This is a genomic window from Sphingomonas sp. VDB2 (assembly GCF_047946695.1).
GTDB classification, from domain to species: Bacteria; Pseudomonadota; Alphaproteobacteria; order Sphingomonadales; family Sphingomonadaceae; genus Sphingobium; species Sphingobium bisphenolicum.
Genome location: NZ_CP159615.1, coordinates 3120512 through 3137710, shown reverse-complemented (window position 1 = coordinate 3137710; position 17199 = coordinate 3120512). Strand labels below are relative to the sequence as shown.

The 17199-nt window shown below is 65.3% G+C and carries 15 protein-coding genes and 1 tRNA gene; 13 read left to right on the top strand and 3 right to left on the bottom strand.

Annotation, left to right across the window (positions count from 1 at the left end; all coding sequences use genetic code 11):
- From ABT375_RS15695 to ABT375_RS15680, 4 genes are all read left to right on the top strand, one after another.
- Entirely contained in the window at window positions 1-537 is a 537-nt protein-coding gene (locus ABT375_RS15695) for a MauE/DoxX family redox-associated membrane protein (RefSeq protein ID WP_416463263.1), read from the top strand.
- 7 nt (window positions 538-544) lie between these two features.
- Window positions 545-1147 carry a methylamine utilization protein MauD gene (locus ABT375_RS15690; RefSeq protein WP_416463262.1) on the top strand — a complete coding sequence of 201 codons (603 nt, stop codon included), beginning with the start codon at window positions 545-547 and terminating at the stop codon, window positions 1145-1147.
- Window positions 1148-1170: 23 nt separating this feature from the next.
- The gene (locus ABT375_RS15685) at window positions 1171-1716 is read left to right on the top strand and encodes a methylamine dehydrogenase light chain (RefSeq protein WP_224550169.1); all 546 of its coding nucleotides are present in this window, start codon (window positions 1171-1173) and stop codon (window positions 1714-1716) included.
- 108 nt (window positions 1717-1824) lie between these two features.
- On the top strand, window positions 1825-2325 hold the full coding sequence (locus ABT375_RS15680; RefSeq protein ID WP_224550168.1) for a cytochrome C: 501 nt from the start codon (window positions 1825-1827) through the stop codon (window positions 2323-2325).
- 3 nt (window positions 2326-2328) lie between these two features.
- Here the strand turns inward: ABT375_RS15680 and ABT375_RS15675 are convergent, their stop codons facing one another.
- The 3 genes from ABT375_RS15675 to ABT375_RS15665 form a co-directional block, all read right to left on the bottom strand.
- A complete protein-coding gene (locus ABT375_RS15675) occupies window positions 2329-3048 on the bottom strand; it encodes a hypothetical protein (protein ID WP_224550167.1) in 720 nt (239 codons plus the stop codon).
- 105 nt (window positions 3049-3153) lie between these two features.
- Complete coding sequence (locus ABT375_RS15670; protein WP_224550166.1) at window positions 3154-3456, bottom strand: hypothetical protein; 303 nt, start codon at window positions 3454-3456, stop codon at window positions 3154-3156.
- A 295-nt stretch (window positions 3457-3751) separates the two neighbouring features.
- The gene (locus tag ABT375_RS15665) at window positions 3752-6421 is read right to left on the bottom strand and encodes a TonB-dependent receptor (RefSeq protein WP_416463261.1); all 2670 of its coding nucleotides are present in this window, start codon (window positions 6419-6421) and stop codon (window positions 3752-3754) included.
- A gap of 399 nt (window positions 6422-6820) precedes the next feature.
- Here ABT375_RS15665 and ABT375_RS15660 point away from each other — a divergent pair, with 399 nt between their 5' ends.
- From ABT375_RS15660 to ABT375_RS15620, 9 genes are all read left to right on the top strand, one after another.
- Window positions 6821-8635 (top strand): sulfotransferase, encoded by a 1815-nt coding sequence (locus ABT375_RS15660; RefSeq protein ID WP_416463260.1) that lies wholly within the window; start codon window positions 6821-6823, stop codon window positions 8633-8635.
- A 141-nt stretch (window positions 8636-8776) separates the two neighbouring features.
- Window positions 8777-9559 (top strand): LPS export ABC transporter ATP-binding protein, encoded by a 783-nt coding sequence (lptB, locus tag ABT375_RS15655; RefSeq protein WP_224550164.1) that lies wholly within the window; start codon window positions 8777-8779, stop codon window positions 9557-9559.
- Between the two features lie 153 nt (window positions 9560-9712).
- Window positions 9713-11236 carry an RNA polymerase factor sigma-54 gene (gene rpoN, locus ABT375_RS15650; RefSeq protein WP_416463259.1) on the top strand — a complete coding sequence of 508 codons (1524 nt, stop codon included), beginning with the start codon at window positions 9713-9715 and terminating at the stop codon, window positions 11234-11236.
- A 963-nt stretch (window positions 11237-12199) separates the two neighbouring features.
- Window positions 12200-13063, top strand: a complete 864-nt coding sequence (locus ABT375_RS15645; protein ID WP_416463258.1) for a D-amino-acid transaminase — start codon at window positions 12200-12202, stop codon at window positions 13061-13063.
- Window positions 13064-13295: 232 nt separating this feature from the next.
- The gene (locus ABT375_RS15640) at window positions 13296-14315 is read left to right on the top strand and encodes a winged helix DNA-binding protein (RefSeq protein WP_224548036.1); all 1020 of its coding nucleotides are present in this window, start codon (window positions 13296-13298) and stop codon (window positions 14313-14315) included.
- 61 nt (window positions 14316-14376) lie between these two features.
- A tRNA-Val gene (locus ABT375_RS15635) sits at window positions 14377-14452 on the top strand.
- A gap of 343 nt (window positions 14453-14795) precedes the next feature.
- Window positions 14796-15023: a zinc-finger domain-containing protein gene (locus ABT375_RS15630; RefSeq protein ID WP_224548034.1), complete on the top strand. Its 228-nt coding sequence runs from the start codon at window positions 14796-14798 to the stop codon at window positions 15021-15023.
- 44 nt (window positions 15024-15067) lie between these two features.
- Window positions 15068-16522 carry a metalloprotease TldD gene (gene tldD / locus ABT375_RS15625; RefSeq protein ID WP_416463257.1) on the top strand — a complete coding sequence of 485 codons (1455 nt, stop codon included), beginning with the start codon at window positions 15068-15070 and terminating at the stop codon, window positions 16520-16522.
- A gap of 92 nt (window positions 16523-16614) precedes the next feature.
- The gene (locus tag ABT375_RS15620) at window positions 16615-17190 is read left to right on the top strand and encodes a DUF924 family protein (RefSeq protein WP_261935563.1); all 576 of its coding nucleotides are present in this window, start codon (window positions 16615-16617) and stop codon (window positions 17188-17190) included.
- Window positions 17191-17199: the final 9 nt, after the last annotated feature.

Here is a 17199-nt window from a genome sequence, read left to right as displayed (position 1 = left end):
ATGGCGCTGGGGGGACAGATGCCGGCCCTGTTCGGCCTCGCCGTCTCGATCGCCATCGGCCTGCTGTTCCTGGCCGGCGGCGTGGATCAGTGGCGGCACCGTGCGCTGCTGCCCGGCGTGATCGCCAATTATCGCCTGCTGCCCCGACGACTGATCATGCCCGCCGCACGCCTCTTGCCGGCGGTGGAGGTCGCGACCGGCGCGGCGCTGCTGATCGGCCTGCGCCCGTTGCCGGCGTTGCTCGGCATCGCCCTGCTGCTGCTGTTCGCTGGCGCAATGGCAATCAACATCGCGCGCGGGCGCGGTCATATCGATTGCGGCTGCGGCCATGGCGCGCTGCGCCACCCGATCGGCTGGCCGCTGGTGGCGCGTAACGGCGCGCTCGCTGCGCTGCTGGCGTTGCGCCTGCCTGTACCGCCCGTCTTCGGCGCGATCGACATCGCTACCGCGCTGGCATCCGGTGTCGCCATCACGCTTCTCTGCCTGCTCTTCCAGTCGCTGGCCGCGCTCGCCGCGTCGCCTGCCCATCGGAGATAAGCCTGCCATGCTGACCTCGCTGATTATCTCCCAGATCCTGTCCTGGATCATCATCATCGGTCTCGTCGTCGCGCTGCTGGCGCTGGCGCGGCAGGTGGGCGTGCTGCACATCCGCGTGGCCCCGGCCGGTGCGCTCGCCACCAGCGGCGGCCCGGCAGTGGGCGGCGCGATCGGCGCGATCCCGGCCACCACGCTCGACGGCCAGCCGGTCAGCGTCGGCGGCCACGCCCATGGCGTGAAGCTGCGCCTCCTGCTCTTCGTGTCGGCACAATGTCCGCTGTGCAAGGCGGTGATCCCGATGGCGACCAGCTTCGCCCGCGCCGAACGCGTGGCGCTGACCTTCGTGGGCGACGACGATGTCGCAACCCAGCGCGCGATGATCGCGCAGCATGGGCTGGAGGGCCATGCCTTCCTCAATGGACCGGAAGTGGGCCAGGCCTTGTCGGTCGCCAAGCTGCCCTTCGCGGTGCTGCTGGACGAGGAAGGCGCGATCCTGTCCAAGGGGCTGGTGAACAGCCGCGAACATCTCGAAAGCCTGGTGGTCGCGCATGAAATGGGCATCGCCACGGTGCAGGATTATATCAGCGGGCTGAAGGCGCAGGCGGCCTGACGGCAGAAATGGGGGCACATTCCATGAAAAAATTCGACGCCGACAGCATGGGCGAAAAGCTGCTGCGCACATTCGCCGGGGCCAGTTCGCGCCGCTCGATGCTCTCGCGCCTGGGCGCCGCGCTGGTCGCCGCCCCGGCCTTCCCGCTGCTGCCGGTGAGCCGGGCCGAGGCGGCCAAGCCCGACCGGTCGCCCGACGGCAAGACCTTCTTCGCCCGCAGCGCGCAGACGAAGGACGACAGCAAATGCGACTATTGGCGCTATTGCGCGATCGACGGCGCGCTCTGCACCTGCTGCGGCGGCGGCATCCACAGCTGCCCGCCGGGCGCAGAGCCGTCGCCCGTCTCCTGGGTCGGCACCTGCATCAACCCGGACGACGGCAAGGCCTATCTCATCGCCTATCGCGACTGTTGCGGCAAGCCCGCCTGCGGCCAGTGCGGCTGCGACAATACCGATCGCGAAACCCAGCTCTACATGCCCCAGCTCAACAATGACGTGATCTGGTGCTTCGGCACCAGCAGCATGGACTATCATTGCTCCACCGCGGTACTGGTGGGGGCCGCGAGCTAAGGCATAATGCCCTTGTCAGACCGTCCCATGTTCCCGCGCAGGCGGGCGCCCAGTCCAGACGGTGGCACGGAGCGCTTGCCTGCGCGGGCGCACGGAACGGCGCGGCCGATGATCCTGTGCGTCCTGCTCCTGCTCGGCGCTACCGCGGGCCTGCGTGCGGCACTGCCGCCCATGGGCCTGCTGCCCGCGGCGATCACGGACCCGGCGACGGCCCGCGCCGACTATGTCGAACAATGCGCGGGCTGCCACGGCGTCGCAGGCAGCGCCGCGCCCGCACGCCTGCCCGAACTGCGCGGGCGGGTCGGCTGGTTCCTCTGCACGCCGGCGGCCCGCGCCTATCTGATCCGCCTGCCCAATGTCGCGCATAGCCGGATCAAGGATAATCAGCAGCTCGCCGACATGATGAATTTCGTCGTCTTCGGGCTGGGCGGGGCCAGCGCGCCGCGCGGCACCGCGCCCTTCACCGCCGAGGAGGTCGCGCGCGAACGGCTGCACCCCCTGTCCACCACCGCGCTCAGGGCCGAACGCGCCCGCCATGTCGACGCAGCGATCCGCCAGTGCAGCGCGCCCGCCTCGCTGCGCCTGCTCTATCCGGGGCAGCAGGGTTAGGCTCTACTGGCCGGCCAGGCTCGCATCGGCGCTGCTTGCCGCGGCATTGAGGAAAGGCTGCACCCGCAACCGGGGAAACACCTCTTCCAGCGGCTTGCTGTCGGGCAGGATATAGACATAACCGCCCTTCTTGCGAAACCGTGGGCTGACATTCTGGTTGTAGAAGATCTTGGGCACGTTGATGCAGCCGAAGGTGATGCGATTGTCGTCGATCCCCGGCGACAGCATCCGTTCCTTGCGCTTGTCCTTCGGATTGCCGGGCGGGATCGTGTGCAGCGCCACCGACGTCGCATAATCGACCCACAACACCCGCTGCTTGCCCGCAGCGACGCCGAATTTCGCCAGAAAACGCCCCGCCGGCGTGGTCTTTTCCGCCGGTCCGATCTCGGACAGGTTTTTGCTGCCGATGCCCGGCGTCGCATCGTCCCCCGGCGCGATGCCGATCAGCACCGGCGCATGGGCCAGCATCTTGCCCCTGGCGTCGAACAGATAGGCGGCGGCGGCCGGCTTATCGATGATGATATAGGGCAGCGCATGATTGTCCTTCGCCGTGGCGACCCAATCGGCGACGCGCGTGGCGCCATCCGACAACAGGACCGCTTCCTCTATCGCAGGCGCCGCTGCGGCCGCCTTGCCCGTCTCCGCCGCCCGCGCCGGTCCGGTGGCGGTCAGACCCAAGCCGGCGCCCAAGAAGGCGATCGCCGGCAGCATAGGAAACTTCATCGGATATTCTCGCAAAGAGGGGTCGGCAAAAAGGGCCGACGCCAAGGGAAGCGCCGGCCCGATAGCGATCAGGACGACACCGCCGTCCTGTATCATTGGCGCGGATCAGTTGCGCGCGCGCTTGCGCTGGGCTTCCTGCATCCGCTGCTCGACGCCATCGACGCGTCCGTTTAGCTGGTCGAGCCGCTGGCTGTTCTGCTGCGACTGACCCGATGCGGCGCGGGCTTCCGCCAGGGCCTGCTGCGCCGTGCCGTCGGTCGTCTGCAATTTCGCGTCGAGCGCGTCGACGCGCTGGTTCACGGTGGCGACCTGTTCGCGTACAAACCCTTTGGTGGCGCAGCCTGTCAGGCCCATCGAGCCCACCAAAACCGCGGTCAGGGCCCCTATTTTCGTCAAAGAGGGCGACATATTATTCTCCTGATAGTCAAAATGACTGCGTCGTTGGACGCTGGAGAAGGGCGTTCGGGCAATGCGATTCTGTCCGGTCGTGCATCCACCCGGTTGAGTTGAAGGACTGGCGGAAAGCACGCTATTCCGCCAAAAAGGCGGATGAATTACGGATTAACCCGGCCCGGATTGCCGGTTTCCACTGGCCCGATGTCATAAACGCTCCGTCGATGACGTCCCGGGGCCGCCACGCGCGAATCGCCGCCGAATCTGCTGATTCGACGGCGGTCCCCATTTCCTGGAAATATCGCCGCGATCAGAATTTCTGGCCGAAGCGGATGCCGAAAAATTGCGGCTTGATCGTGAAGGTACGCGACGATCCCGAACAGAAGTCGATCGAGCAGAAGGTGTTCCGGGTCAGTTGCCCCCGCTTGTCGAAGGCGTTCTGCAGGAACAGGGTCAGGCTCCAATTATCCTTCTTGATCCCGCCGGAAAAATCGAAGCTGACGAAACCCTTGGTGTTGCCCAGCAGCGCATTGCTGTCGACGTTCAGGTCCTGCGTCGCGCCGGTCTGGTAGAGCGCCGCGCCCTGAATATAGGCGCTGTAATCGCCCATATAGGTGTCGTAGCGGATCGATGTATTGCCCTTGAACTTGGGCTGGCGCGGCAGGCGTGTGCCGTCGGCGGCGGCGACGGACGGGATCGGCGGATTTGCGCCAACATCGACACCCGGTGCGCAACTGCTAAGTTGCCCGATCGCATCCCCGGCGGCATTCAACGCAAAGTTGCAGAAGTCCCCCTTCAACTTGCCGTCATTATACGCGCCGGAGGTGGAGAAGGTGAACTTGCCCAGTTTCAGGTCGGCATCATATTCGATGCCCTTGACCACCGCCTTGCCCGCATTGCCGGTCATCCCCGCACCCTGCGCGCCCGCGACCACGACACTATACTGGATATTGTTCCATTTCTCGTAATAGACAGCGGCGTTGAAGCGGAACATATTGTTCCAGGTGGTCTTCACGCCCAGCTCGAAATTGGTCAGCTTTTCCGATTCGAACGGGGCGACGTCCACGATCTTGCCCAGGCTGCGGATGCGCAGCGGCCGGTTGTACCCACCGGGTCGAAAACCGGTCGAATAATTGAAATAGACCATCTTGTCGGGCTGAAACTGCCAGTCGAGCGCGATCTTGTGTGTCTCGCCATCCTCCTTGTAACGGCCGGTGCCGTCGGCTGCATTGGTATTGGTGTTGATACAGGTCAGGCGCTCGTCGTCGGGCAGGGGCGTCGTACAGCCCACGCCGGCCGCCGATCCGGCGACGCCGGCAAAGCCCTTCACCTTATAGTCGGTCCAGAAATAACGGATGCCGCCGGTCAGTTTCAGCGTGGGCGTGATGTTATAATGGCCTTCGGCGAAGATCGCCTTGTCATGATAGAGCTGGTTCTGCTCGACGAAGTAGAAGGCGTCGCCCTTCACCGCCTGCGTCCCGAGCAACATCGTGCCGAGCGGATTGCCGTTCGGATTGATGACGTCGGTCGTGTCGAAATAGGGATTGCCGTCCTCGTCATAGGCGATGCCGTACATCGCGGGCACGCCGATCAATCCGCCCGCGACATCGCCGCCGCCGGTCGCGGTATAGCCGGTGATCGTATCCAGCCCGCGAATGGCGTAACTGGTGTTCAGCTCATTCTTCTGCCGCTGGTAGAAACCGCCGATCGTGACGTCGAACGGCCAGTCCTTGGGCGTGGAAATGCGCAGTTCCTGCGTGAACTTGTTGCGATGCGTATCGGCATGATAATATTGGGTCGGGTTGATCATCGCGCATTGCTGCGCCGCGCCCGTTCCGGTGCAATTGTCGAAAAACTGCAGATAGCTTTCATAGCCCGCGCCGAAGCCGTCATAGGTGACGGTATAATAGGTATAGTCATTCAGCGTGCGGGTACGGCGCTTGAAATAACCGGTCGCGGACACGACGTCCCAGTCCCCGATATGGCCATGGATCGAAAGCGCCGCCTGATACCAGCGGTCGTCATTCCTGGTCTGGTCATAATCATGGACTTCCAGGTCGCCGACGCGCGGGTCATAGCCGAAATAGCCGTTCGACACCTGTTTCTGCGCGGTGATTTCCGGCGTGATGTCCCATCCATCGACCGGCTGCCACAGCAACTGGAAGCGGCCGCCAAATTCCTTGATCGTGTTATAATCATCCTTGGCGATCGCGGCGTTGCTCAGCGCGTAGGTGGTGTTGGGATTATTGTCGCCCAGATTATAGACGGCCGGGCGGCCATCGTTGAACGTGCCGTTGTTGAACGTATTGTCGATATAGCCGCCGTCGCGGCGATAATAGCCCATGGCCCGGACCGCCATCGTATCGCTCAGCGGCACGTTGACATAGGATTCCAGCTGGCCGCCGAAATCGCCCTTGCCATATTTATTGGCTTCGACGTCGTAACCGAATTCGAACTTGTCCAGATTGGGCTTGTTCGTGATCAGGCGGATGGTGCCCGACAGCGATCCCGCGCCGTAGAGCGTACCCTGCGGCCCGGATAGCGCTTCGACGCGCTCCAGATCGTAGGCATGGATATCGGGGACTTCGGTACCGGTGATCGGAATGTCGTTGAGATAATAGCCGACCGAGGCGTAAGCGCCACCCGCCGGCACGATGCCGCGGAAGAAGGCGGTGTTGCGGCCCGGCCCGATCCCTTCGAACGACACCGACGGCAGCAGCGTGGCGAAGTCGCTCAAGCCCTTGACCTGCCGCTCCGCCAGCGTCTCGGCGCCCAGCGCCTGCATGGAGATAGGCACCTTCTGGATCGACTGCGCGCTGCGCGTCGCGGTGACGACGATTTCGGTAAGGCCGCCACCGGCATCGTCGGCAGCGGCAATGGCGGCCGGATCGGGTGCGACCTGCTCCGCCGCTTCGGCGGCAAAGGCGACGGCTGGCCCGGCCAGGCCGGCCAATATGGTGGTCACTCCTAAAATCTTCATCAACTGCGACCGACGACGCGACGGGACTTTCATCTTGTTCTGACTCCCCCTTGGATAAACCGCGCCCTTCGCCTCACTCTCCCTGTCCCGCGGCTTGCCCGCATGTTTATGACGCACTGCACCCTGCCCTTGCGGGCATATTCTTCCGCCGGCCCTCGCAAAGGCACAGGCCTCTGCGGCCAGAAACCGGATGGTTTCCAGACCCGTCGCGCGACCGCGCAACATCCATGATTCTATGACTACCCCTTGGACTTTCGCCATTCCATGACGATCGTCCAGCTTTGATAATGCGGCAACGAAAGCAGGAGTCAACAGCTTAGTTGCGCCGCCTCCCATAGATTGTTGCGCCGCCGCAAAATCGCGTTCATGCTGCAGCACCGAAAGGAAATAGGACAGACGATGCACCCTGTTTCGACCGTTGCCGGCACGATCGATCGCCCGCCCCCTTCGTCCTGGGCGTCGGCGCAGGCCGCGGCCGCGGCGGGCGATCACGCCCGCGCCATCGCCCTGCTGGAAAGCCTGCTGCGGCAACAGCCCGCTCTGGCCCCCGGCTGGTTCCTGCTCTCGACCCAGTTGCGCCAGATCGGGCGGGAACAGGACGCCTGGCGCGCCGACCTGTCGGGCGTCCACGCCTCGTCCCGCGACCGCATCCTGCTCGAAGCGGCCATGGCGATGAACGCGGGCGATCTCGACACCGCCGCCGCGCGCATCGCTGGACGCGACGATCCGCCAGCGGTGCGCATGGCCGGCGAAATCCAGTGGCGGCGCGGCGACATGAGCGCGGCGCTGGCGCTGGTCGAACGCGCCGTCGCGCTTGCCCCCGGCTTCGACCTGGCGCGTGACTTCCTCATCCGCCTGCTGCTCCAGAACAACCGGCTGGCCGACGCGCTGGACCATGCCGACATCCTCGCCGCCTCGCCGATGAAGCATCCCGGCTACGACCTGATCCGCGCCTCCGTGCTGGTGCGGCTGGGCGATCAGGACGGCGCCCGCGCGATCTACGAACGGCTGCTCGCCCTCAAGCCCGACCAGCCACAGGTCTGGCAGAATCTGGGCCATGCGCTCAAGACGCTGGGGCGGCAGGAGGACGCCGTCCACGCCTATCGCCAGGCGGTGGCGCACCAGCCGGCCATGGGCGAAGCCTGGTGGAGCCTCGCCAACCTCAAGACGGTGCAACTGGACGCGCCCGACATCGCGACGATGGAACGCGCGCTCGCCACCCTCGCCCCCGATCGGGCGACCCGGCAGGAGGACATCTTCCACCTCCACTTCTCGCTGGGCAAGGCGCTGGAGGATGCGGGCGAGGACGAAGCCGCCTTTGGCCATTACGACCGAGGCAACCGCCTCCGCCGCACGATGATCCGCCACGACGCCGCCGAATTTTCCGCCGAAGTCGCCGCGGCGCGCGATGCCTTCACCAGCGCCTTTTTCGCCGCCCAAGGCACTGGCGGATGCACGGCGTCGGACCCGATCTTCATCGTCGGCCTGCCGCGCGCGGGATCGACGCTGGTCGAACAGATCCTCTCCAGCCACAGCATGGTCGAAGGCACGATGGAGCTGCCGGAGATGATGATGATCGCCAGCCGCCTCCAATCGCGCGTGGACGACGGCGAATTTCCCGATTTCGCCGCGATGATCGCCTCCCTCACCCCCGCCGACCGGCTTCGGCTGGGCGAGGAATATATCGACCGCACCCGCATCCACCGCCACACCGACCGGCCGCACTTCATCGACAAGATGCCCAACAACTGGCAGCATGTCGGCCTGATCCGGCTGATCCTGCCCAACGCCCGCATCATCGACGCCCGCCGCCATCCCATGGCCTGCGGCTACTCGGCATGGAAACAGCATTTCGCGCGCGGCCAGGCGTTCAGCTACGATCTGACCGACATCGGCCATTATTATCGCGACTATGTCGCCCTTATGACCGCCTTCGACGCCGCCGCGCCTGGCCGGGTCCATCCTGTCCTCTACGAACAGATGGTCGCCGACACGCCGGGCGAGGTCGCGCGCCTGCTCGCCCATCTCGACCTGCCGTTCGAACAGGCCTGTCTCGCCTTCTGGACCAACAAGCGCGCGGTGCGGACCGCCAGCAGCGAACAGGTGCGCCAGCCCATCTTCACCGACGGGGTCGACCATTGGCATCGCTTCGCCCGCTGGCTGGAACCGCTGGAACGGGCATTGGGGCCGGCCTTGCGCAACTGGGATCGCTGACGCCACCCGCCGCCCTATCGCCTCGCATCGGCACATTTTCCCCTTGCCCCGACGGCAATCCCATGCACAAAGCTTGCCAACCGCCCTATGCGTTCCGAAATTCAAGGGATGCTTGGTCAAAGGGCTGCAAGGACAAGACGCATGGACGACGTGATGACCCCGGAACGGACGGCGCAACGCCCGCAAATCCCGCAGGAAGTGAGCGACGGCCTGTCGGTCATCTCGATCGCCAAAAGCTATGACAAGCGCGTCGTCCTCTCCGACGTGTCGCTGACCGTGGGCAAGGGCGAAGTCGTCGGCCTGCTCGGCCCCAACGGCGCGGGCAAGACGACCTGCTTCTATTCGGTCATGGGCCTCGTCCGTCCCGATCATGGCCGCATCGTGCTGGACGGGCAGGATATCACCAACTTGCCCATGTATCGCCGCGCGATATTGGGCCTGGGCTATCTGCCGCAGGAAACCTCCATCTTCCGCGGCATGACGGTCGCGCAGAATATCAGCGCCGTGCTGGAACTGGCCGAGCCGGACAAGTCCGCCCGCGACGCCCGGCTAGAACAGTTGCTCGACGAATTCGGCCTCGCCCGGCTGCGCGATTCGGCGGCGATGGCGCTGTCGGGCGGCGAACGCCGTCGCTGCGAAATCGCCCGCGCACTGGCCGCCAACCCGTCGATCGTACTGCTGGACGAGCCTTTCGCGGGCATCGATCCGCTGTCGATCGCCGACATTCGCGATCTGGTGAAGGATTTGAAGACGCGCGGCATCGGCGTCCTCATCACCGACCATAATGTGCGCGAGACGCTGGAAATCGTCGACCGCGCCTGCATCATCTATGACGGCCAGGTGCTGTTCGCGGGCAACCCCACCGAACTGGTCGCCAATGCCGACGTCCGCCGCCTCTATCTGGGCGAGAATTTCCAGCTTTGATATGATGCGGGGGCGCGCTCTTCTCATGCCGCACCGGCTCGCACCCCCACCCGGTTGCCCGACGTCAGTAGCCTGTGGGCGGCCGGGTGGGGGTGTGGGCCGGTGCGGCACCAGAACGCGCTCTTTCGCGCGTTCTGGCGAAGGAGCGCGATAATGGCGCTCGGGCCGCGCCTGGACATTCGCCAGAGCCAGTCGCTCGTCATGACGCCCCAGCTCCAGCAGGCGATCAAGCTGCTGGCGCTGTCCAATCTGGAGATCGAGGCGTTCGTCGCAGGCGAGCTGGAAAAAAACCCGCTGCTCGAATCGGGCGGCGGCGAAGACGCGGCCACCGCCCCCGACGGCATCGACCGTAGCGTGGACGCCCCCACGCTTTCCGCCGAAACGGGCGCCACCGACGATCTGATCGCACAGGGGCTGGGCGGCGCCGACAGCCCGCTCGACGTCGATCATGGCGCGGACAGCTTCATCGACGACGGACCGGGAGACCGCATGGCCGACGCGCATGGCGCCAGCGGCGGCGGCATGGACGCGCTGTCGGGCGGCTATAGCGAAGATGCACCCGACTTCGACAGTTTCGCCGCGCCCGACATCGGCCTGCAGGAACATCTGATGGGGCAGGCCCGCGCCGCCTTGTCAGGCATGGACCTGTTCATCGCCACCCAGTTGATCGGCCAGATCAGCGAGGCCGGCTATCTGGAGGCCAATTTGCTCCAGACCGCCCACGGCCTGGGCGTTCCCCTGTTCGACGTCGAACGGGTGCTGGGCGTCATCCATACATTCGATCCCACCGGCGTCGGCGCGCGCAGTCTCTCCGAATGCCTGGCCCTGCAAGCCAAGGAAGCCGACCGCCACGATCCCTGTATGGCCCGCCTGCTCGCCAATCTCGACTTGCTCGCCAAGGGCGCGCTGCCCCAGTTGCGCCGCATCTGCGGCGTGGACGAAGAGGATATGGCCGACATGATCGCGGAGTTGCGCGGTTACGATCCCAAGCCCGGCCTGCGCTTCGCCGATGATCGCGCCGCCCCGGTCACGCCCGACCTGTTCGTGCGCCCGGCCAAGGACGGCTGGGCCATCGAGATCAACAGCGCCACCCTGCCCCGCCTGCTCGTCAACCGCAGCTATTATGTCGAACTGGCCACCGGACCGCAGGACAAGAGCGCCAAGGCCTGGCTGGCCGACTGCCTCGCCAGCGCCAACTGGCTGGTCAAGGCGCTGGACCAGCGGCAGAAGACGATCATCAAGGTGGCGAGCGAAATCGTGCGCAGCCAGGAGGCATTTTTCCAGCAGGGCGTCGCGCACCTCAAGCCCCTGACGCTGCGCGCGGTGGCCGACACGATCGGCATGCACGAAAGCACCGTCAGCCGCGTGACCTCCAACAAATATCTGTCCTGCCCGCGCGGCCTCTACGAACTGAAATATTTCTTCACCAGCGGCGTGTCGTCATCGGGCGGCGATGGCGGTTCCGTCTCCGCCGAAGCAGTCAAGAGCCACATCAAGGCGTTGATCGGCGCCGAAGACCCGCAGGCGATCCTGTCCGACGACACGCTGGTCGACCTGCTCCGCGCCAAAGGCATGGACATAGCCCGCCGCACCGTGGCCAAATATCGCGAGGCGCTGGGGATTGGCTCGTCGGTGCAGAGGCGGCGGCAGAAGGCGTTGAAGGGCAAGGCGGCGTAGGGCGCGTTTGCGCGGAGCCGTTGGCTGCGAGTTAAGCGACGACGGTTGGCGGCCGATTTGGGTGGGGAGCGGAAGGGCAGCTTTGACGCAAAAAACCTATTTAGCTGCCATGCGGCAATCCACATTGCCTTTTGAACCCCCTCCAAACCGCATTCGCAACGCGACGGTTGCTCGCTTCCATGAAGACCGAACTAAAATTAGCGTCGCCGTCAAAGTAGGCCATCAGGACAGGTGGCGAGCGTTTCGTGTCTGGTGCGGCACGGAGCATCAACCGGATCAGTCCACCCTCGGGCTTGCGTCCCGTCTCGCTAACGACATGGCCAAATTGACTCAGCACACGAGCCGCGCATCTCGTTGTAAATCCGATGGGACGGTTCGAGAACCCCTGCCATTCAGACACCGGCCGATTGGCATTGAGCAACAGCATAATTATCAATGTGACGGCTGACCGACCGAGGAAGCGTTGGCTCATGACGCCATTGTCATCCAGAATGCAGATGCACGCAACGTCCGCTTTCGGGGAGCGCCGAATCATCTTCGTTCGTCCAAAAATGGTCGTTCCACGACGCGTCCCTTACCTCGACATCCCTCCCTCAACCAACACTTCCAATGTAGGATTTTCTCTGATCTACCCTGCGGGATGCAACAACGCCCTGTCTCCCACCCCATCCCATACCCCGTGACCCGGATGGCGCGTCACAGGCGCGTAGGCGTGACCCAGGTGACGCGTCCGCTATACCTATGCGAGACTCAACCGAGGCCTGACCGCGACGCGCGCCCTGCCTCACCCACGCCATTCCGTCGCATTCTCGAATCCTCAGTCCCCGAAAAAACGCCAGCGACGGTGTGAACTTCGATGCGTGACCCGACCGCGACGGTCCTTGCCCCTCACCCCTTGACCCCGCAGACCCGACCGGCAAAAGCGGCGGCCAAACCCACCCGATAAGGATCGCACCCGCCCCCATGTCCGCCTCAACCGCCATCGCCTATCTGAACGGCCGCTTCCTGCCCCTCGAAGACGTCCGCATTTCCCCGCTCGACCGCGGCTTCCTGTTTGCCGACGGCATTTACGAAGTCGCAGCCGTGATCGACGGCAGGCTGGTCGACAGCGCCAGCCATCTCGCCCGGCTGGAACGTTCCACCGCCGCGATCGGCATCGCCCTGCCGCTCAGCCTGGCCGACATCGAAGCCGCGCAGAAGGAACTGGTCGCCCGCAGCGGCCTGACCGAAGGCCTCGTCTATCTCCAGATCACCCGCGGCGCCGACGCCAGCCGCGACTTCATCGCCTCGCCCGGCATCCAGCCGACCCTGTTCATGTTCATGCAGGACAAGGTGCTGGTCGATCTGCCCGGCGTGCAGACCGGCATCGCCGTCGCGACCATGCCCGACCTGCGCTGGGCGCGGCGCGACATCAAGAGCGTCGGGCTGCTGGCGCAGGCCATGGCCAAGCAGGCCGCCAAGGACGCCGGCGCGCAGGAAGCCTGGATGGTCGAGGACGGCTTCGTCACCGAAGGCGCATCGTCCACCGCCTTCATCGTCACCGACGAAGGCATCGTCACCCGCCCCTACAGCCAGTCGGTGCTGGCCGGCTGCACCGGCGCGGCGCTCACTGCGCTGGCGGAGGAAAGCGGCATCGCCGTCATCCGCCGCGCCTTCACCGTCGATGAAGCGCTGGCCGCCAAGGAGGCGTTCATCACCAGCGCCTCGACCCTGTGCCTGCCGGTGGTCCGGATCGACGGGCTGGCAGTGGGCGACGGCACGCCCGGCCCGGTCGCGATGCGACTGCGCGCGCTCTACCTCGATTTCGCCCGCGCGACGGCGGTGTGACAATTGACTCCATTATGGAGGTGGCTTCATCCTTTGTTGGGAGGATAGGAAACTTCCTGCATTCTCCCGCCAAAACGGCGACAAGCTGGACGAAAGATCGCGCCAGATGGGCGCGGCGCGCAACCCTGAGGCGGCTTTGCTCCAGACCCTATCCATAACGGGCATTGTGTGGGGCTGAAACGATCCGTTCTTGCTTTATTCTCCGGAACGAAGGTAGAACAGGATTCGGATCATGATGGAAGATTTCTCCTACGCCCACCCCCTGACCGGCCAGGCCACCCCGCTGGCGCCGCGCGACGAGCGCGCCAGCCTGCTGGTGATCGCGGACCGGATGGACGCGCCCGACCTGGCGCCGGTGGCCGCGGCGGCGGGCTTCCGCCTGCTGGGCGTGACCGCGCTGGCCGACGCCCCGGTCCGGCTCGACCTTCAGGCCCAGTGCGACACGGTCCTGTTCTTCTGCCCGGCCATGACGCCGCTGCTGGAACGGCTGCTGGTGCAGCTCGAAACTCAGGCGATCCAGAATGGCATGGCGGTGATCCTGGTCGCCGGGTGGGAAACGGTGGAACTCGCCTTCGCCTGCCTGCGCGGCCCGCATACGCAATTGCTCTGCGATCCCGACCGCACCGAACTGGCCGCGGCGCTGGTCGCCGCGGGCGAACATCGGCCGGTCGTCGGCCATGTCCATGAAGTCGACCGGGAAGGCGCCCGGCTCCAGCAGTTGAGCGAGGAGGTAGGCCGCCTCGCCCGCACGCTAGACGCGCTCACGGAGCGGACGCGGATGGCGACGCCCAGCTTCGACCTGGGCCCGCGCATTTCCGATCGGCCGAGCGACTATATCGGGATGCCTGCGCTGGCCCCGATCGGCGCGACTGTCGGGTCGCTGGCCCAGACGGCGGAGAAAGCCGCGCCCGCGATCACCGCCGCCCAGGTCCGCGACCTGTTGCGCGCCAGGCGCATCCGCGCAGACTTCCTGCCCGGCGATCTGTTCGCCGATCCGGCCTGGGACATGATGCTGGACCTGCTTGCCGCCCGGCTGGACCATGAGCGGGTATCGGTGTCGAGCCTCTGCATCGCCGCCGCCGTACCACCCACCACCGCTTTGCGCTGGATTCGCACGCTCACCGACAAGGGACTAGTGGAGCGCCATGCCGACCCGCATGATGGCCGCCGCGTCTTCATCGCTCTGGCGCAGGAGGCTGCCGATGCGCTCACCCGCTGGTTCGGCGCCAGCCGCCGTCTGCTCGGCGCCTGATCATGTCCTTCCACCCTTGACCGCCGCGCTTTTTGCCGTAGATAGGCGCTCTCCCGATAGGGGGCGATTAGCTCAGTTGGTAGAGCGTCTCGTTTACACCGAGAATGTCGGCGGTTCGAGCCCGTCATCGCCCACCAGTTTTACCGATGAAGACACGGTCCCAAGCACCGCTTACGGCGAAACAGGCGGGCGCGGGCGCGCGCCGCCATCAATCCGCATCCGTAACGTTCATCGTGCAGCAAGCATGGATATCGCATTGTTACTGCATGCCATTCGCAGCTTTCTTCGGCGGCACGTTCATGCCTCTCATGCTGATGCTGTCGCCGCTGGCGGTGATAGCGGTCAGCGATTGCACACGCTGGCATTCCGTCGCCAAAGCGGCCAAGGCGGACGGCCCCAGGCCGTGCACCCGCCATCGCCTGCCATTGATGTAACGGCGGATATTGCGGCGCAGCGCGGCCGCTGCTAATCCCGCGTCCCATGATCCAACCGCCCGAAATCCTCCGAGTCTCCAAATCCCGCGTGTCCTGCGACGGTAGCGGAGATATCCCTGCCGCGCTTGGCCACCCCCGCGTCTTCCTGGAGATCGACGAACATGGCTATGTCGATTGCGGCTATTGCGACCGGCGCTTCGTGCTGATCGGCGGCGCGGCCGACAATGGCGAGATCGTGACCAAGCCGGATATCGCATCGGGCGCCAGCCTCTAAAATTTCCATTGGGCTTGGGGACCGCCGCCCCTATATCGGGCGGCATGACCGATCTCGCTCCCCTGTTCACCCCCGGCTTCACTGACGCCCGCGGCCTGCTCTATCGTGCGGGTCTGCTCGATCCCGATGGCGCCCGGCGCCTGACCGCCGAGGCGTTGAAAGCCTGTGACGACGGCGAACTCTACCTGCAATATCGGGCAAGCGAGAGCTTCGGCTTCGACGACGGACGACTCAAGACCGCCGATTATTCGACCGACGCGGGCTTCGGCCTGCGCGGCGTATCGGGCGAAATGACCGGCTTCGCCCACGCCAATGACATCAGCAAAGCGGCGATCCGCAAGGCGGCGCAGACGCTGACCCTGCTCGATCCGGCCAGCAGCCCGCCCGCGCCGCCGCCCCAGCGCACCAATCGCCACCTCTATACCGACGCCAACCCGCTGGAGATCGTCCCCTTCGCCGAAAAGGTGAAGCTGTGCGCCGAGATCGATGCCGCCGCCCGCGCCCGCGACCCGCGTGTGGCGCAGGTGTCGGTCAGCCTGGCCGGCAGCTGGTCGGTGGTCGAGATCATCCGTGCCGACGGCTTCACCGCGACCGACATCCGTCCGCTCGTCCGCCTGAACGTCTCCATCATCCTGGAAGAAAATGGCCGCCGCGAAACCGGCGTGTTCGGGATTGGCGGGCGCTATCTGTATGACGAAGTGATGGACCGCGCCGTCTGGAACCGCGCCATCGACGAAGCGCTGGCCCAGGCGCAGGTCAATATGCGATCGATCGCGGCGCCTGCGGGCGAAATGACCGTGTTGCTCGGCCCCGGCTGGCCAGGCGTGCTGGTGCATGAGGCGATCGGCCATGGCCTGGAAGGCGACTTCAACCGCAAGGGCACCAGTGCCTTTTCCGGCCGGGTGGGCCAGCGGGTCGCTGCGCCCGGCGTCACGGTGGTCGATGACGGCAGCATTCTCAATCGCCGCGGCTCGCTCTCGATCGATGACGAAGGCACGCCGACGCAGGAAAATATCCTCATCGAAGACGGCATCCTCAAGGGCTATATGCAGGACCGGCTCAACGCCCGGCTGATGGGCGTCGCGCCCACCGGCAACGGCCGTCGCGAAAGCTACGCCCATGCCCCCATGCCGCGCATGACCAACACCTTCATCAAGGGCGGGCAGGACGATCCGGCCGAATTGCTCAGCCGCATGAAGTCCGGCATCTTCGCCAAGAGCTTCGGCGGCGGGCAGGTGGACATCGTATCGGGCAAATTCGTCTTCTCCTGCACCGAAGCCTATAAGGTGGAGAATGGCAAGCTGACCGATCCGATCAAGGGCGCGACCCTGATCGGCGACGGCCCGACCGCGCTGACCAAGGTGGCCGGCATCGGCAACGACTGGGCCTTGGACGAAGGCATCGGCATGTGCGGCAAGGGCGGGCAAAGCGTGCCCGCGGGCGTGGGCCAGCCGACCTTGCTGATGGAAGGCCTGACGGTCGGCGGCACGGCGACGTAACAAGCCAGGGTCTCCGTACGGCAGCGCGGCGACCGGAGCCTTTTCACATATGAGTGGCGGGAACCTAAGCGGCCGTCCGTCATTGGACTTGGATGAACATGCTGACCGACAGCCATGATGCAGTGACCGCAGATTGGGCCGCGGCGCTGCTGGATTTCTGGTTCAATCAGGTAGGCGAAGCCGGCTGGTGGAGCCACGATCCGTCGCTCGACCGGCAATGCGCCCGGCAATATCGTCAAACATGGCAAGACAGGCGGGCCCTGCCGCCCGAAACCTTTCTCGACCGGGCCGATGATGCGTTGGCGGCGGTCCTGCTGTTCGACCAGATGCCACGCAATATGTTCCGCGGAACGGCGCAGGCCTTCGCCACCGATGCGCTGGCGAGGGATGTGGCGCGCGGCGCCATCGCGCACGGCTATGATATCCAGATCGGCGGGGCAGGCCGGCTGTTCTTCTACATGCCCTTCCAGCATAGCGAGGCGATCGAGGATCAGGATTTGTCGCTAACCCTGTTCGAAGGCACAGGCGACGAACGGTCGCTCGATTTTGCGCGTCAGCACCATGCAACCATTGCCCGGTTTGGCCGTTTCCCGCATCGCAACGCCGCTCTGGGCCGCGAAACGCTGCCGGAAGAGGCAGACGCGGCGGCCAAGGGTGCTGGCTGGTAAAAAATCTGC

Excerpts from the sequence above, each read along its gene's own strand:
- ABT375_RS15640 (WP_224548036.1), top strand. The coding sequence starts at position 13,296 with ATGATGGAAGATTTCTCCTACGCCCACCCCCTGACCGGCCAGGCCACC.
- ABT375_RS15695 (WP_416463263.1), top strand. The coding sequence starts at position 1 with ATGGCGCTGGGGGGACAGATGCCGGCCCTGTTCGGCCTCGCCGTCTCG.
- ABT375_RS15675 (WP_224550167.1), bottom strand. The coding sequence starts at position 3,048 with ATGAAGTTTCCTATGCTGCCGGCGATCGCCTTCTTGGGCGCCGGCTTG.
- ABT375_RS15670 (WP_224550166.1), bottom strand. The coding sequence starts at position 3,456 with ATGTCGCCCTCTTTGACGAAAATAGGGGCCCTGACCGCGGTTTTGGTG.
- ABT375_RS15660 (WP_416463260.1), top strand. The coding sequence starts at position 6,821 with ATGCACCCTGTTTCGACCGTTGCCGGCACGATCGATCGCCCGCCCCCT.
- rpoN (WP_416463259.1), top strand. The coding sequence starts at position 9,713 with ATGGCGCTCGGGCCGCGCCTGGACATTCGCCAGAGCCAGTCGCTCGTC.
- lptB (WP_224550164.1), top strand. The coding sequence starts at position 8,777 with ATGGACGACGTGATGACCCCGGAACGGACGGCGCAACGCCCGCAAATC.
- ABT375_RS15665 (WP_416463261.1), bottom strand. The coding sequence starts at position 6,421 with ATGAAGATTTTAGGAGTGACCACCATATTGGCCGGCCTGGCCGGGCCA.
- ABT375_RS15680 (WP_224550168.1), top strand. The coding sequence starts at position 1,825 with ATGATCCTGTGCGTCCTGCTCCTGCTCGGCGCTACCGCGGGCCTGCGT.
- ABT375_RS15685 (WP_224550169.1), top strand. The coding sequence starts at position 1,171 with ATGAAAAAATTCGACGCCGACAGCATGGGCGAAAAGCTGCTGCGCACA.
- ABT375_RS15690 (WP_416463262.1), top strand. The coding sequence starts at position 545 with ATGCTGACCTCGCTGATTATCTCCCAGATCCTGTCCTGGATCATCATC.
- tldD (WP_416463257.1), top strand. The coding sequence starts at position 15,068 with ATGACCGATCTCGCTCCCCTGTTCACCCCCGGCTTCACTGACGCCCGC.
- ABT375_RS15645 (WP_416463258.1), top strand. The coding sequence starts at position 12,200 with ATGTCCGCCTCAACCGCCATCGCCTATCTGAACGGCCGCTTCCTGCCC.
- ABT375_RS15630 (WP_224548034.1), top strand. The coding sequence starts at position 14,796 with ATGATCCAACCGCCCGAAATCCTCCGAGTCTCCAAATCCCGCGTGTCC.
- ABT375_RS15620 (WP_261935563.1), top strand. The coding sequence starts at position 16,615 with ATGAACATGCTGACCGACAGCCATGATGCAGTGACCGCAGATTGGGCC.